The sequence below is a fragment of the Acinetobacter towneri genome (assembly GCF_017498585.1).
GTDB lineage: Bacteria > Pseudomonadota > Gammaproteobacteria > Pseudomonadales > Moraxellaceae > Acinetobacter > Acinetobacter towneri.
Genome location: NZ_CP071766.1, coordinates 567,959 through 583,368, shown reverse-complemented (window position 1 = coordinate 583,368; position 15,410 = coordinate 567,959). Strand labels below are relative to the sequence as shown.

Sequence of the window (15,410 nt, the reverse complement as noted above, 5' to 3'; positions counted from 1 at the left end):
TTGAGTTTAGATGAGGTCGTGCTTTGACATACCTAACCTAGGTTTCCTTAATCAAACAAACGATCAAAGAAAGACTTTTTCTTTGGTGATGACTGACTGCCCTCACCTTCCATCGTCGTCTGCAACTCTTTTAACAATTCACGCTGACGTGCCGTTAAATTCACAGGTGTTTCCACCACAATACGGCAGAGTAAATCGCCCTGCATACTGGTACGCACAGGTTTTACCCCTTTACCACGCAAACGGAACAATTTACCCGTTTGTGTTCCCTCAGGTACTTTCAGGCTCACGCGACCATCTAGAGTAGGAATTTCAATTTCCTTACCTAAAGCAGCATCGGCAATGCTAACAGGCACATCCATATACAGATCAGCACCATCACGCTGGAAGATTTCGTGCTCACGCACCACCACTTCTACATATAGGTCGCCCGATTGACCATCACGAATGGCTTCACCTTTACCTGTTAAGCGTACGCGGTCGCCGTTGTCCACCCCTGCAGGAATGGTCACTTCAAGAGTTTGCTGACGGTCTGACACCCCCGAACCATGACATTTTTTACATGGATTCTTGATGATTTTGCCCTGACCACGACAGGTACTACAAGTTTGCTGTACCGAGAAGAACCCTTGTTGCATGCGTACTTGACCCGCACCATGACAGGTTGGACAAGTTTCAACATCATTTGGATTTTCTGAGCCTTTACCATCACAAGCTTCACATGGCGCAGGTGCTGTAAAGGTGATGGTTTTCTTAACGCCTTTGACTGCTTCTTCAAGCGTCAATTCCATCACATAGCGTAAGTCTGAACCACGGCGTTGACGTTGCTGGCCACGCCCCCCCCCACCAAAGGCTCCACCGAAAATATCCCCAAACTGGCTGAAAATATCTTCCGCACTGAAACCACCGAAGCCGCCAGCACCACCGCCCATACCACCTTCAAAGGCTTGATGGCCCATACGGTCGTACATGCTGCGTTTTTCGCTGTCTGACAGAACTTCATACGCTTCTGAAGCTTCTTTAAACTTCTCTTCAGCTTCAGGATTGTCCGGGTTACGGTCTGGATGATATTTCATCGCCAACTTACGGTAGGCTTTTTTAATTTCATCATCACTAGCGGTTTTAGAGACGCCCAAAACCTCATAATAATCACGTTTAGCCATGTCTGGCGATGCTCCTCACGGAATTCTATTTAAAACTTAACTGAAGTCTGAAATTGGGGTCAAACTGAGTTTTACAAGGGAAAGCTGTTAAAAATTTTAGCTGAAGTGCTTTAGATGAAGTTCAAGCCATTAGAACACAGCTTTATTTTTCAAAAATTTGGATAGCCCTTTAATCCAAGCATTGATTAAAAATAAGAAGGCAATCACGGCAAAGACCACACCTGCTACGGTGCAGGCTTTGACCCATAAAAAGGCATCCCAAGGAAAGAAGGCCAATGGAATAAACCACAATGCAGCAAACAATGCCAATACACTGTAAATCACCACATTACGCATGATCCATAAAGCCTGTGCCTGTAACCAGACTTCAGTGCTATCGACCACAATCACTTTTCGTGCATACCAATACGCCAATGCACCACTCACCACAGTAAATAAAGCAAAAAACATAAACACGTAAGAGATCGCGACAGACCGGCGCAACTTTAACAAGTTATCTTGCTTCATAATGTGATTTAACCCCATCTGTGCCATGCTTTATTTTTTAATCTGGCGCATGCTGTAACGTATGCAAAGGCTGAAAAATATAAGGTGCTACTATATTGAAATTTTCCAAGTTTCGCACCCGTTATTATGTCACTTTTACAGATTATGTGGATTTTTTTTCACTTTAAACCACTGTGCATATAATGCAGGTAAAAAGAACAGGGTTAATAGGGTCGCGACAATTAATCCGCCCATAATCGCCACAGCCATCGGGCCAAAGAAAATACTGCGAGAAAGTGGAATCATGGCCAATACTGCCGCCAAAGCGGTCAGTACAATTGGACGACAACGGCGCACCGTAGCGTTAATAATCGCGTCCCACTGCGATTCCCCAGCCCGAATATCCTGCTCAATCTGATCAATTAAAATCAAAGAATTGCGCATGATCATGCCCGATAAGGCAATGGTGCCGAGCATCGCCACAAAACCAAAGGGTTTGTTAAACAGCAACAGGAACAATACCACGCCAATAATGCCGAGCGGTGCAGTTAAAAACACGATGAATGCACGGGACATGCTACGCAGCTGAATCATCAACAAAGTCATCACCACGGCAAGGAAAAATGGCATGCCTGCATTGACTGACTTTTGCCCACGTGCCGATTCTTCAACCGTGCCACCCACTTCAATTAAATAGCCACTTGGCAACTTTTCACGCAGGGCCGCCATCGGTTCAGACAGTTCTGCCACCACCGTTGCAGGTTGCAAATTGCTACGAATATCACCACGTACGGTAATGGTCGGCAAGCGGTTACGATGCCAAATTAAGCCTTCTTCAAAACGGTATTCAATTTGTGCAATTTGCGCCAACGGCACCGATGTTCCACGTGAAGTCGGTATAGCCAAACTGCTTAAAGATGCGACATCTAGGCGCTCGGTTTGATCACCACGTAAACGGATTTCAATCAGTTCACGTTTTTCACGATACTGGTTAATAGCCGCGCCACTGATAGAGCTATTAAGGAAGTTAGCTAAATCCAGACTCGACACCCCCATTTGACGGGCACGGTCTTGATCAATCTGCAATTGAATGACTTTGCTCGGCTCACCCCAATCTAAATGCACATTGGTACTGTTTGGATTGGCACTGATGGTGGCTGCGACTTGCTGTGCCCATTGTCGCACTTGTGCCAAGTCTTCTCCTGACACGCGGAATTGCAATGAATAACCCACTGGTGGGCCATTTTCCAATAATGACACGCGAGTACGCACCTCTGGCAATAACAAGCGAATTTGTTCAGATAAATTACGGCGAATTTCATTGCGGTCTTCTAAAGACGATGCCAATACCACAAATTGGGCAAAACTGGCCTGCGGTAATTGCTGATCTAAAGGCAAATAGAAACGCGGCGAACCTGTGCCAACATAGGCTACATAATTGTCGATGCCTTGTTGTTGCGCCAAGAACTTTTCAACTTTTTTAACGGCTGCTTCTGTGGCTGTTAAAGACGCACCTTCTTCAAGTTTTAAATCGACTAAAATTTCTGCCCGATTGGAAGGTGGGAAAAATTGCTGTGGTACCAATTTAAACATCGCAATTGACAGTACAAATATGCCAACTGTGATTGCAATGACGGTTTTTCGATAGCGCACACAAGTATTAACCCATCCACGAAACACTTGATAAAAGCGGGTTTGATAAGGGTCGTGTAATTCACCTGTTGGCTGTACCACAGGCTGCGGCTCAGCTTGTTTGCGTACACGCGCCCAAAGACGTTGATACCACGGCGCTCGCTGTGCATGACGCTGAAAATCTGGCAATAATTTATCGCCCAGATACGGCACGAATAGCACGGCAGCAAACCAAGACACCACCAAAGCTATGGTGACCACTTGGAAAATTGAACGGGTATATTCCCCTGTACTTGAGGCTGCCGTGGCAATGGGTAAAAAACCTGCTGCGGTAATCAATGTCCCAGTCAGCATAGGGAAAGCAGTCGTTCGCCACGCATGACCTGCGGCTTGCAAGCGGCTATAGCCCTGCTCCATCTTAATTGCCATCATTTCAATGGCGATAATGGCATCATCCACGAGCAATCCGAGGGCTAAAATAAGCGCACCGAGTGAAATTTTGTGCAGTCCGACATCAAACAAATGCATACCTGCAAAAGTCATCGCCAAGACCAGTGGAATGGAAAATGCCACCACCAAGCCCGTGCGAAAACCCAGTGAAAAGAAGCTGACCAAGAGCACGATAATCACCGCCTCAGCCAACACTTTCATAAATTCATTGACGCTGTGTTTTACCGCAACAGGCTGATCAGAAACTTTTTGCAGTTGCATGCCCAAAGGCAAGGTCTTTTGCAAACGGGCAAATTCTGTTTCCAGATTTTCACCCAAAGCCAGAATATCACCGCCTTTACGCATCGACACCGCAATGCCAATGCCATTTTCGCCCATAAAGCGCATACGCGGTTGAGCAGGTTCGCTAAACCCACGATAGACCTCGGCAACATCGCCCAGTTGAATGGTGGTGCCATTCACCAACAGCGGCATTTGTTTCAACTCATCGACACTGTGCAACGCACCGCTGACACGCACCTGAATACGGTCTGAATGGGTTTCAAAAAAACCTGCGCTTGCCATGCTGTTTTGTTGTTGTAAGGCTTGCTGAATCGCGCTAACAGGAATGCCGAGTTGTGCGGCTTTGGTATTAGACAACTCAATCCAGATTTTTTGATCTTGCAAACCGACCAAATTAACTTTGGCAACATCTTTGACCCGCTGCAATTGTAGTTGCAAACGGTCGGCATATTCTTTGAGGGTGGCGTAATCATAGTCTGCGCCTGTCAGCACATAAATATTACCAAAAGTGTCGCCAAATTCATCATTAAAAAATGGGCCTTGTACCCCTTGTGGCAGTTCATGGCGAATGTCATTGACCTTTTTACGCACCTTGTACCAAACATCTGGAATTTGGCTGGAGCGCATAGAATCTTTGGCAATAAAAGTCACCATGGACTCGCCCGGACGCGAATAGGCCATGATGCGTTCATAATCGCCCGTGCTCATCAATTCTTTTTCAATACGGTCAGTGACTTGTAAGGAAACCTCTTTGGCACTCGCTCCCGGCCAATAGGTTTGAATCACCATCACTTTAAAAGTAAACGGTGGATCTTCACTTTGTGCCAGTTTGGAATAGGAAAAAATCCCGACAATGCCCAACAGCAGCATCAAGTAGACCACTAGACCTTTATTTTTCAGTGCCCATTCGGATAAGTTAAAATTCATATTTTAACGCTCCGTCTGTGTGGCCGCAGAAGCTGCCTGAGCTGTTGGATTGACTGCCTGTACAGCTTGATTGTCACGGTTAATCGGGTGGATTTTTTGTCGATCACGCAGTAAATGCACCCCACCCATCACCACATAATCTTGCGGCTGTAAGCCACTCAGTACAGGCACGCTGTCACGTCCATAAGCGCCCAATGTAACAGGAATTTGGCGCACGGTTGAGTCTGGCTGTAAGACCAAAACAAAAGCTTGTTGCCCTGTTGCCGACACGCTAGATAAAGGCACATATAAACCCTGATTGGCTTGGCGAGTCAGAAATACCCGCGCACTTTGCCCCAATTGAATTTGTGCATTGCCTTCACGTAAAGCCACTTTGACTTTAAAAGTACGCGACTGATCTGCCGCAGGGGAAATTTCTCGAACCGTACCTGCAAAACGGGTATCGGGTTGTGACCATAAACTTACCGTTGCCTCTTGCCCGACTCGAATTTCACCCACCGCTTGTTCAGGCACGCCAATCACGACTTCACGTTCTCCATCAATCGCCAATTGATAAGCGACCTGCCCTGCCGCTAAAACCTGCCCAACTTCAATATTGCGTTCAGTAATCACACCATTTTTTGTGGCACGTAACTGGTTATAGTCGGTTTGATTACTGCTGACTGCATAATTGGACTGTGCCTGTTTCAACTGTGCCATAGCATATTGATATTGGTTTTTGACTGCATCATATTGCGAGCGACTGACGGCATTCATGGGTAATAATTGCTGAAAACGCTGTAACTCATCGCTAGCAATTTTTGCAGCAGATTGCGCACTTTCCAGTTGCGCACGCGCGGCATTGAGCTGCAATGCGGCATCTTGCACATCCAGTTTTGCTAAGACTTGCCCAACTTTGACCTGATCTCCCACATCGGCAAAACGCTGTGTAACTTGCCCTGCAACCCGAAATGCCAAAGCCGTTTGCTGACGTGCTTGCACCTCGCCTGCATAGCTTTTTTGCTCAAGATGTAAACTGCTGGGCTGGGTCACCATCACCAAAGGGACTTCCTGTTCAACCTCGGTTTTTTGCTTACTGCATCCAATTAGGGTGATACAGCACAGCAGCATCAGGCTGGCAATGAGATTCTGAGTCGTGTTCATCAGGTTTGCTCTTATTTAAACGTTTTTTTTAGGGCAGAATACGGTAGGGTTTGCTGACACTTCGTCTATGTTTGCGACAGCGCATATTTTTAGCTGATATAAGGCATGAGGCAGGAAACTTAGTCATTCTAAGTAACTGACTCATAAAGTAATAGCAGTAAAAAATATGCTTGTTCCAAAGGACTGTGGCTAAAACTTTCTCAGATTGCTTTATGAAACTTGGTAATAGTCTCGCTATTCCCTTCGTTTCATGCCTGATCTGCTCAGTTTTAGCCTACAGCGCAAGCCATTTATGAAGTGCGTGCAAACCCCTATATTAAATTGATTATTTTTTAATTAATATACCACTAGGTACATTAATTAAAACTGAAGCGTCATTTTCTAGTTGTACTGATGCAAATTAGGAGGAGCGTGTGCAGATTCATGTCGGAAGACCCAAAGATTTAGAAAAACGCCAACGTATTTTAATGTCGGCAAAACACTTGTTTTTAAAGTTGGGCTTTCATGGTTCGAGTATGAATCAGATTGCACGTGAAGCAGGCGTGACCAAATTAACGGTGTATAATCACTTTCAAGACAAAGCAACCTTATTTTCCTGTGCCATTGAAGAAACCTGTGAAAGTCTGCTCAAAGCACAGCCTTTGGAGTTGACTGCACATCGCAATTTTAAGCAAGCTTTATACCAAGCCTGTGAACTGTCCTTGAACTTGGTCAATATGCCTGAAGCGATTAAATTAGAGCACTTGCTGATGGAACTGGCCTCGGAGCAAAATCCGTTGGCATTGCAGTTTTACAATGCCTCACATGCCAAACTTCGTGCGATGTGGGAAAGCTTCTTTCGTCAAGCAGCAGAACTAAAATTTATTCAGGCAGATGAACCTAAAACACAAACTGAATTGATCGTTTCCTTACTGCATGGTTTACGTCACCACGAAGTTTTACTCGGCGTACGTGCCGTGCCCGATGCTGAACAATCTCAAAAGATTATTGAAGATGCGATTGGTATTTTTATGCTTCGTTATGGTTGAACAGGCTAATAAAGGTTGATCTAAATCGGAGTTTCTTTTACCAAATAGCATTCCACTCCGCCCTGTATTTCTCTCCTAAATACTGCCACTTGGCACTATAACTTCAGATGCGCAAAATCCATGCAACTTTTGTAGATAGCCCGCTTGGATTGTATCTAAATCGGGGTATAGTCTTAACAGAGTAGAAAAACACAGAACATGGAGAACAACGAATGATTCAACAAATTGATGCTCCTCTACGCGATGACGTACGCTTACTTGGCAACTTATTGGGTGAAACCCTCAAGTTACACGCAGGACAAGATTTGTTTAATCAGGTCGAACAAATTCGTGCTTTATCTAAAGGCGCGCGCGATGGACAAGCCGAAGCTGAAAAACAACTCGAACAACTGTTTTTAAGTCTGGAAGATGACGAAATCTTACCGCTTACCCGTGCCTTTACCCACTTTTTGAACTTTGCCAACATTGCCGAGCAATATCATGTGGTGCGGAGCCGTCGCCAAAGCGAATTTGATGAAAATGGCGTTTCTCCAAACCCGCTAGATCACTTATTTATCAAGTTTAAAGACAACCAAATTTCTGCAGAAACACTCTTTCAACAAGTCTGCGAGCTAAAAATTGAGTTGGTTTTAACTGCGCATCCGACTGAAGTCAGCCGTCGTACCCTCATTCAAAAATATGACGATATTAATGACTGCTTGTTTAAAATGGATCAGCAAAAACTGACACCACGTGAACGTCAGGCAGTTTTGGCAGATTTAAAGCAGCTGATCAGCTCGGCTTGGCAAACCGATGAAATTCGCCAACATCGCCCAACCCCTGTCGATGAAGCCAAATGGGGCTTTACCACCATCGAACAAACCTTGTGGAATGCGGTGCCTAAATTCATGCGTGAGTTAGACAGCATTGTGCAGGAACATTGTGGGCAAAGCCTGCCGCTGAGTGTTGCGCCTGTACGTTTCGCCTCTTGGATGGGCGGTGACCGCGATGGTAACCCGAATGTCACTCATAAAGTTACTCAAGAAGTATTGTGGCTGTCACGCTGGAAAGCAGCAGAACTGTATTTACGTGATATTGAAAACCTGCGTTGGGAACTCTCCATTCAGCAATGCAGCCCAGAATTGGCAGATGCTTTGGGACATTTCCATGCCGAGCCGTACCGTGAATATTTACGCGACACCCGAGAACGCCTAAAAGCCACCCGCGACTGGTTAGCAGCGAAACTGCAAGGCAAAGAGGCTGATGACAGTTTGGTCATCAAAAGCAAAGACGAACTGTTACAGCCTTTATTGCTGTGTTATCGCTCGCTGACGGCTTGCCAATTATCAGACATTGCGAACGGCAAATTGTTGGATTTAATTCATCGTGTGAATTGTTTCGGCATTGAATTACTAAAACTGGATATTCGCCAAGAATCGGGACGTCATCGTCAAGCCATTTCTGCCATTACCGAATATTTAGGTTTGGGCAATTTTGAAACTTGGACTGAACAAGCGCGTCAGAACTTCTTGCTTCAAGAGCTACAAAGTAAACGTCCGTTATTGCCAAAATTCATGCAAGAACCTGCACAAAGCCTGATTCAACATCCCGATGTGCAAGAAGTGTTTGCCACCATGCGCACTTTGGCTGCACAGCCGCAGGAAAGTTTGGGCGCTTATATTATTTCCATGGCGGAATATCCAAGTGATGTATTGGCAGTGTTATTGCTGCAAAAAGAAGCGGGCATTCAGCATCCTTTGCGTGTGGTGCCGCTGTTTGAAACCCTGAAAGACTTGGATGGGGCTGCCCAAACCATGAATACCCTATTTAATATGCATTGGTACAAACAGCATATTCAGGGCAAACATGAGGTGATGATTGGCTACTCAGACTCCGCCAAAGATGCAGGGTTCATGTCTGCCAACTGGGCGCAGTACCGCGCGCAGGAAGAACTGACTGCGGTAGCGCAGCAACATGCTGTGCAGCTGACTTTATTCCATGGTCGCGGTGGTTCCATCAGCCGTGGCGGTGCACCAACACAACAAGCATTGTTCTCACAACCACCGGGTTCTATTTCAGGTGCAATCCGCGTCACCGAACAAGGTGAAATGATTCGTTTTAAATTTGGACTTGAAGGGGTTGCCTTACAAAATCTGGAAGTCTACACCGCTGCAACCTTAGAAGCGACGCTGATGCCACCACCTGTGCCGAAAGCAGAATGGCGCGAGTTGATGGATAACATGACCGAACTTTCGGTGCAGGTCTATCGCCAAACCGTGCGTGAAAATCCACATTTTGTGAAATATTTACGCACCGTTACGCCAGAGCTGGAATTGCAGATGTTGCCACTCGGTTCACGTCCTGCGAAGCGTAAAGTGAGCGGTGGAATTGAATCCTTACGTGCCATTCCGTGGGTATTTGCATGGACACAAATCCGTTTAATGCTGCCTGCTTGGTTAGGGACAGGCGCAGCAATTAACCAAACGCTCGATCAGGGACAAAAAGCCACTTTGGATGAAATGCTCAGCGATTGGCCGTATTTCCAGACTTTGATTGATATGCTAGAAATGGTGCTATCTAAAGCCGACAGTAATATTGCCCTGTACTACGAATCTAACCTGACCGATGACGAAGACTTAAAACAACTCGGTGAGCAACTCCGTCAACGTCTGCGTGATGCTGTGACGACTTTACTGACCCTTAAAGGTGAATCGCAATTGCTCAGCAGCAATGATGTGCTAGATCAATCGATGCGGGTGCGTAAACCTTATTTATTGCCACTGCATTTGCTACAGGCAGAATTGATGAAACGTCGTCGTTTGTATTTGGCAGAACAGCATGCCGAACATACCCCTGTCGATCATGCCCTCATGGTGAGTATTGCAGGGATTGCAGCAGGCTTACGCAATACAGGTTAAGACCTAACGAATAGCACAACAAGCAGAGTCATGCTCTGCTTGTGGCTCATTCACTCACTTAAACATGATTTGGGACGGATGACTACATATTAGGCTAAGTAGAAAAAATCATAAAAAAACATGATAACTGGCATTTTTTATGATTTCTGTCTCAACTTATTTGAATTATGCTTAGATTAGACAATAAATAAGAATTTGGACTTGCCTATGCCAGAAAGCTCTACAATGACGACTTTATTAAAGCTAAAAATTTTTAATTTTTTCAAGGGTATAAAAATCTCCTCAGTTTAAATAACATCCAAAAATCACGTGTCGTCAGTGGCTTGGTTTTTTTCTTTCATTTACTCTTTTTAGTGGTACTTTGGCTCAGTCAAAGCCAACCCCTGTTTACCCCATACATGCTGCCATGGGTATTGGGTTGTTTAATATTGTATTTGCTGATTGCCTTGGTCTTTATATGTCATCAGCTATCGTATTCCTGAAAATCAGACCACACTCTATTATTTTCCAATTCTGTGTTTAGGCTTTTATAGCAGCTCACTCATGAGTATTGGCTATTTTCTGGGTCAAATGACGGTACTCACAGGCGTATTTACCATTGGCTCCATTTTTACAGGCTTATTGTTGTTTAAACGCAGCATTATCTTTTGGGGCACCATTCCCTGCTTGGTGGTATTTTACGGTGGTTCTTTGCTGACCTTGCGCAATATTATCCCCTATGCGCCCGTTTTTCAGCCCTATACGTTTACCAGTGCGGAATTCCAAAATTTCATGCTCATCAATAACTTGATTGGCAGCACCATCATTGGTGTTCTGTTGGCCATTTTATTTAATACTTTTTTGGGACGCTGGATGATTCGTGAAGAACATCAGCAACAACTAATTCTGCTTGATCCACTCACCCAAACTCTCAACCGACGCGGTTTAAGCATAAAATTCAACCAACTGGTGAATCAAAAACAATTGGCGGGGCAAAACAAAGAACACATCTGCCTTGCCCTGCTCGATTTAGACTGGTTTAAGCAAGTAAATGATCGCTATGGACACGATGGCGGTGATCAGGTTCTCAAGCAAATCCCCAAAATTTTGCAAAAAAATCTGCGCAGTGAAGATATTATCGGACGTTTTGGTGGCGAAGAATTTATGATTATTTTCTCTAATACCTCACCACAAATTGCCCAAAATGTACTGGAACGCTGCAGAATCGCCATTGAACAACATCGTATTCCCTATGCGGCACAGTACATTCAAATTACCGCAAGCTTTGGTTTGAGTGCAGAACCGATCTCGAGTGCACATCTGCATCAACTGATTCAACGCGCCGATGCAGCGCTGTATAAAGCTAAGCAAAGTGGACGTAATAACGTGCAAGCAGACATTGACTAAGACATACGTTGCGTGTCTAAAATTCAGCCTAAATTATGTGCAATTAAATTTATTTTTAGTCTGGATTCATCGCATTGATGCGGCAATACATTCTTTAAATTTATAAATAAAATTACTTATTTATATTAAATGTAAATTTTATCAAATAGTAAAATTTAATCCTAAAAATAAGCAGCTGGTCAGTTTCCTCGCAAAATTTTTAAAAAATTTATGCAATACAAGGGTATGATGTGCTCAATTTAGCTTTTGAGTGCTTACTTTATGTCCAATTGGTTTCCCAAATGGCGCCCTTATGAAGGCAGCATTGATGCACGTCCTGTAGGTACCAATGAGTATCTACCGCCTGCACAAACCGTTGTATTGGGGATACAACACGCATTTGCCATGTTTGGTGCCACTGTACTTGCACCTTTTTTAATGGGCTTTGATCCGAACCTTGCCATTTTAATGTCAGGAATTTGTACCATCCTGTTCTTTTTCATGACAGGTGGGCGTGTTCCAAGTTATTTAGGCTCAAGCTTTGCCTTTATTGGGGTGGTGATTGCTGCCACAGGCTATGCAGGCGCAGCAGGCGGTTTAAATGCCAATATTGGGGTTGCGGCAGGCGGGATTATTGCCTGCGGTATTTTATATGCCCTGATTGGCTTTTTGGTGATGGCTACTGGCACCCGCTGGATTGAAAAATTAATGCCACCTGTGGTGACAGGTGCGGTGGTGATGATCATTGGTTTAAACCTTGCTCCTGTCACGGTCAAAGCGGTTGCAGGCAATCCATTTAATATGTGGATGGCCTTGGTGACTGTGCTATGTATGGGCATGATTGCCGTATTTACCAAAGGTTTACTGCAACGCCTCTTGCTCCTGATTGGCTTGCTCATATCGTATCTGATCTATTTTGTAGTCACCAATGTCATGGGTTGGGGGACGCCAATTAACTTCGCACCGATTCAGCAAGCCGCTTGGTTTGGCGTACCAGACTTTCATGCGCCTGTATTTGATGTGAATGCCATGCTGATTATTGCCCCAATTGCCTTCATTTTGGTGGCAGAGAACTTGGGACACATTAAAGCAGTAGGTGCCATGACTGGTGAAAACCTCGATCCACACATTGGTAAAGCCTTTGTAGCCGATGGTGTTGCCACAACCCTTGCAGGTGGTGTCGGTGCACCGGGTATGACTACCTATGGTGAAAACATTGGGGTGATGGCTGTTACCCGCGTGTATTCCACGATTATTTTTGTGGTGGCGGGGGTCTTTGCTATTTTCCTTGGCTTATCACCAAAATTTGGGGCAATCATCCATACCATTCCTACCGCCATTTTAACGGGCGCTTCGATTGTGGTATTTGGTTTGATTACCATTGCTGGCGCGAAAATCTGGATTGAAAACAAAGTCGATTTTTCTAAAAACAAAAATCTGATGGTGGCTGCCGTGACCATTATTTTAGGAACGGGTGACTTTGCGTTGCAATTGGGCAGCTTTAACTTGGGCGGGATTGGGACAGCAACTTTTGCAGCCTTGTTCCTGAACTGGTTCTTTAGTTTGCGTGATCCCTCTTAATCAGAACTTGCGGTCATTTGCTTGAACCTAAGTAAATGCCGAAACAATGCAAAAAGACCGAACAACAGTGATTGTTCGGTCTTTTTTTACCTCAAACGGTCTGTCTAGAATGAACCGTTTTTAAGAGATAATGCTTTTACTTGGCTTATTTCTGTTTTTTAAGCTCTTGCTTAAGTTGCTTCAATTTGCCTTTATGTTTTGAAATCTTTTTCAAACGTGCTTTGATTTGTTGCTTCAAAGATTTAACTTGCTTAGCCATGGTATTACTCCTTAGTAAGGCTATTCGTTGCCATTGTGTTGTTTCACAAAACTACGAATAAATTTTCTTAATTCACGAGCAGCACTAGTATCAAGTTCTTCACATAAACGAATAAATTCATCACGTTCAGTACTATTAATACGAATTAAAAGTTGTCCATCTTTCTTGCCTGTCTTTATTTTTTTGATTTGCTCGTTCATTGCTGATCTCTCCAAAATAAAGACTGCTTTGCAAAAGATGTATATACAATATATATACTTTTTAAAATAAAGCAAACTTACAATGTTAAAAAATGTAATAAAATCATATTCTTTTTTTTACCAATACTTTTTAAAAACCCAGCAAAGCCAAGACAGGCAAGGCTTTTCGCTTAAAACCACCTGCAGAAAAAATAAGCAAATTATTTTTAAAAATTATGCTTTGAATACCAAGATGGCATATAAATACGCGGTTTTACCGCAAAAACGCAAAGTTTGGGCTGCGTTTGAAGCATCGCCCAAACTTAGGGATAGATCAATTAAGGACGGAATTCTTTTAATTCACGCTGAATAAAATGCTGAATCATATCGTGATACAAACGCTCGACCATGTCAGGATCGACTGCATGTTGCAGAGCCAAAGTACGGACTTTTTCAATCACTTCTTTCACGCGCTGCGGTGACTGTACATCTTCCACAGTCTGTTTATGGCGCATGGCCTGATCGACATAAAACTGACGCGATGCAATCAGTTCAATTAAAGCCACATCAATTTGGTCTATTTTGTCACGTGCTTGTTGTAATGAGTTTACTTTTTCATTGTTCATGGGCTTGGGCTACACTTTCAGTTTCGGTTTCGTTTTCACTCTTATACTTTTCTTCTAACACATTACTGAAAATACTTTCAATCATCCACACCCGATATAAGCTGTTAAACACGTAGCTTTGCCCATCTATGCGCAATTCCAACACAGGAAAATCGGGCTGAGATTTCATTTCACACAGCATATCGTTTTCTTTGAGCAACTCGGTCACATCGGCTGTGGTCAGTTGATCTAACTCCAGTTCACGCTGCATACGCTCAAAATGCGCTTTAAAGGATAAATCCTGTCCCCTCGTCCATACCGCCTGCAAAATGCGATACATGGCATCCACACGCTGTTCTTCAGGCGCACTGTAATACAGTTGTGCCATTTGATAAGTCGCCTGCTCAGTCGGGCGGCAAAACGGCGTAAACGCAACATCAGTACGTTTAGATAAACGTGTTGCCAAACTCCAGTCAAACCAGTCGCGTCCATGATAAGACAAGGGATACACATTCAAATGGATATTGTAATAGGCAGCTAATTCTTCTTTGATATACGCCAATAACAACCAAGAAATCGGGTCTTCCAGTGCAATATACAAATCCAGTTCAGGGTCGAGTGCCTGAATTTCATTGAGTTCTTCGGCATCACTAATTAAATGTTCTCGCCATTCAATGTGATTGATCAAGAAAATAGGATTATCGGTGAGTAATTTTTGTTGTTTTAAACGGCGTGTCAAACGCAATAAATCATCGACCGCATGATATTTACGTCCACCAAACTCAAAATAACTGGCCAATACAGGTGCATCATCAAAAACCCGTTCAGGAAAATCCTGAATTTGATGATGACGGCTGGACATGGCATATAAAGTGCGTAATTTACCCGACTGCTTTTGCCACAGCATGTGAAACACATCTTCGAGTAAATACAAGAAATCCTGACCACGTAACGGCGTATGCCGCAAAATAGCTTCTGCCTGCATTAAGGCCTCTGCAGTCGGTGGTTCAGGGCTATCGTGAAAACTAAAACGGTGTTGTTTGGCAAGAATTTGTGCATCTTGAATACAATAATTTTGCCATTCTGCAGCCGACATTTGATTCGGTGCATCGCCACTTTGCCGCGAAATCACCACGGTTAAAGGTTTTAATTCATCGGCCAGAATATCTTCTAATTGCGGCAACTGCTGTACCGCCAAATAGCTATATACATCATCTAGACGTAAATACACACTCAGTCCGTGTTCCGTGGGCAACACCGCTTGCCGAGATGGTTTTTGATAAAACCAACTCGATCTGATCGGATCGAACCAACGGCGTAACAGTGACATGAGATCAGCCTCTAAAAAGAAAATCCTTGTGGTTTGGGGACAAGCCACATGCAAATCATGTGCGCTCGTCCTTCAATAGTACA

General features: G+C 44.1%; 12 protein-coding genes. 5 read left to right on the top strand and 7 right to left on the bottom strand.

All coding sequences use genetic code 11. The features are described 5' to 3' along the window. Nucleotides 1-47: 47 nt before the first annotated feature. From dnaJ to J4G44_RS02770, 4 genes are all read right to left on the bottom strand, one after another. Nucleotides 48-1,163, bottom strand: coding sequence for a molecular chaperone DnaJ (gene dnaJ / locus J4G44_RS02785; RefSeq protein ID WP_004970338.1), 1,116 nt, complete (start codon nt 1,161-1,163; stop codon nt 48-50). A 129-nt stretch (nt 1,164-1,292) separates the two neighbouring features. Further along, nucleotides 1,293-1,670 carry a hypothetical protein gene (locus J4G44_RS02780; protein ID WP_180072906.1) on the bottom strand — a complete coding sequence of 126 codons (378 nt, stop codon included), beginning with the start codon at nt 1,668-1,670 and terminating at the stop codon, nt 1,293-1,295. Between the two features lie 135 nt (nt 1,671-1,805). Further along, nucleotides 1,806-4,940, bottom strand: a complete 3,135-nt coding sequence (locus tag J4G44_RS02775) for an efflux RND transporter permease subunit (RefSeq protein ID WP_207973815.1) — start codon at nt 4,938-4,940, stop codon at nt 1,806-1,808. A 3-nt stretch (nt 4,941-4,943) separates the two neighbouring features. Continuing rightward, a complete protein-coding gene (locus tag J4G44_RS02770) occupies nt 4,944-6,083 on the bottom strand; it encodes an efflux RND transporter periplasmic adaptor subunit (RefSeq protein ID WP_207973814.1) in 1,140 nt (379 codons plus the stop codon). A 413-nt stretch (nt 6,084-6,496) separates the two neighbouring features. Between J4G44_RS02770 and J4G44_RS02765 the strand changes: the two genes are divergently transcribed. The 4 genes from J4G44_RS02765 to J4G44_RS02750 all read left to right on the top strand — a co-directional run bounded on the left by J4G44_RS02765 (nt 6,497) and on the right by J4G44_RS02750 (nt 12,954). Continuing rightward, nucleotides 6,497-7,111: a TetR/AcrR family transcriptional regulator gene (locus J4G44_RS02765; protein WP_004970347.1), complete on the top strand. Its 615-nt coding sequence runs from the start codon at nt 6,497-6,499 to the stop codon at nt 7,109-7,111. A gap of 212 nt (nt 7,112-7,323) precedes the next feature. Then, nucleotides 7,324-10,008 carry a phosphoenolpyruvate carboxylase gene (gene ppc, locus J4G44_RS02760; protein WP_131261313.1) on the top strand — a complete coding sequence of 895 codons (2,685 nt, stop codon included), beginning with the start codon at nt 7,324-7,326 and terminating at the stop codon, nt 10,006-10,008. A gap of 441 nt (nt 10,009-10,449) precedes the next feature. Continuing rightward, entirely contained in the window at nt 10,450-11,394 is a 945-nt protein-coding gene (locus J4G44_RS02755; RefSeq protein WP_180061065.1) for a GGDEF domain-containing protein, read from the top strand. Between the two features lie 261 nt (nt 11,395-11,655). After that, entirely contained in the window at nt 11,656-12,954 is a 1,299-nt protein-coding gene (locus tag J4G44_RS02750) for a solute carrier family 23 protein (protein ID WP_004970352.1), read from the top strand. Nucleotides 12,955-13,233: 279 nt separating this feature from the next. Here the strand turns inward: J4G44_RS02750 and J4G44_RS02745 are convergent, their stop codons facing one another. Then, nucleotides 13,234-13,413 carry a hypothetical protein gene (locus J4G44_RS02745; RefSeq protein WP_004970356.1) on the bottom strand — a complete coding sequence of 60 codons (180 nt, stop codon included), beginning with the start codon at nt 13,411-13,413 and terminating at the stop codon, nt 13,234-13,236. A gap of 82 nt (nt 13,414-13,495) precedes the next feature. Between J4G44_RS02745 and J4G44_RS02740 the strand changes: the two genes are divergently transcribed. Beyond that, nucleotides 13,496-13,765: a hypothetical protein gene (locus J4G44_RS02740; protein ID WP_026438410.1), complete on the top strand. Its 270-nt coding sequence runs from the start codon at nt 13,496-13,498 to the stop codon at nt 13,763-13,765. Here J4G44_RS02740 and J4G44_RS02735 read toward each other — a convergent pair. Further along, a complete protein-coding gene (locus J4G44_RS02735; protein ID WP_179988877.1) occupies nt 13,731-14,018 on the bottom strand; it encodes a chorismate mutase in 288 nt (95 codons plus the stop codon). The two genes, J4G44_RS02740 and J4G44_RS02735, sit on opposite strands and share 35 nt — an antisense overlap. Beyond that, a complete protein-coding gene (locus J4G44_RS02730) occupies nt 14,008-15,327 on the bottom strand; it encodes a thioredoxin domain-containing protein (RefSeq protein ID WP_179990365.1) in 1,320 nt (439 codons plus the stop codon). The genes J4G44_RS02735 and J4G44_RS02730 overlap by 11 nt, the downstream gene beginning before the upstream one ends. Between the last annotated feature and the right edge of the window lie 83 nt (nt 15,328-15,410).

Coding starts and splice junctions, on each gene's coding strand:
- J4G44_RS02770 (WP_207973814.1), bottom strand. CDS start 6,083: ATGAACACGACTCAGAATCTCATTGCCAGCCTGATGCTGCTGTGCTGT.
- dnaJ (WP_004970338.1), bottom strand. CDS start 1,163: ATGGCTAAACGTGATTATTATGAGGTTTTGGGCGTCTCTAAAACCGCT.
- J4G44_RS02775 (WP_207973815.1), bottom strand. CDS start 4,940: ATGAATTTTAACTTATCCGAATGGGCACTGAAAAATAAAGGTCTAGTG.
- J4G44_RS02730 (WP_179990365.1), bottom strand. CDS start 15,327: ATGTCACTGTTACGCCGTTGGTTCGATCCGATCAGATCGAGTTGGTTT.
- ppc (WP_131261313.1), top strand. CDS start 7,324: ATGATTCAACAAATTGATGCTCCTCTACGCGATGACGTACGCTTACTT.
- J4G44_RS02735 (WP_179988877.1), bottom strand. CDS start 14,018: ATGAACAATGAAAAAGTAAACTCATTACAACAAGCACGTGACAAAATA.
- J4G44_RS02780 (WP_180072906.1), bottom strand. CDS start 1,670: ATGAAGCAAGATAACTTGTTAAAGTTGCGCCGGTCTGTCGCGATCTCT.
- J4G44_RS02745 (WP_004970356.1), bottom strand. CDS start 13,413: ATGAACGAGCAAATCAAAAAAATAAAGACAGGCAAGAAAGATGGACAA.
- J4G44_RS02750 (WP_004970352.1), top strand. CDS start 11,656: ATGTCCAATTGGTTTCCCAAATGGCGCCCTTATGAAGGCAGCATTGAT.
- J4G44_RS02740 (WP_026438410.1), top strand. CDS start 13,496: ATGTTAAAAAATGTAATAAAATCATATTCTTTTTTTTACCAATACTTT.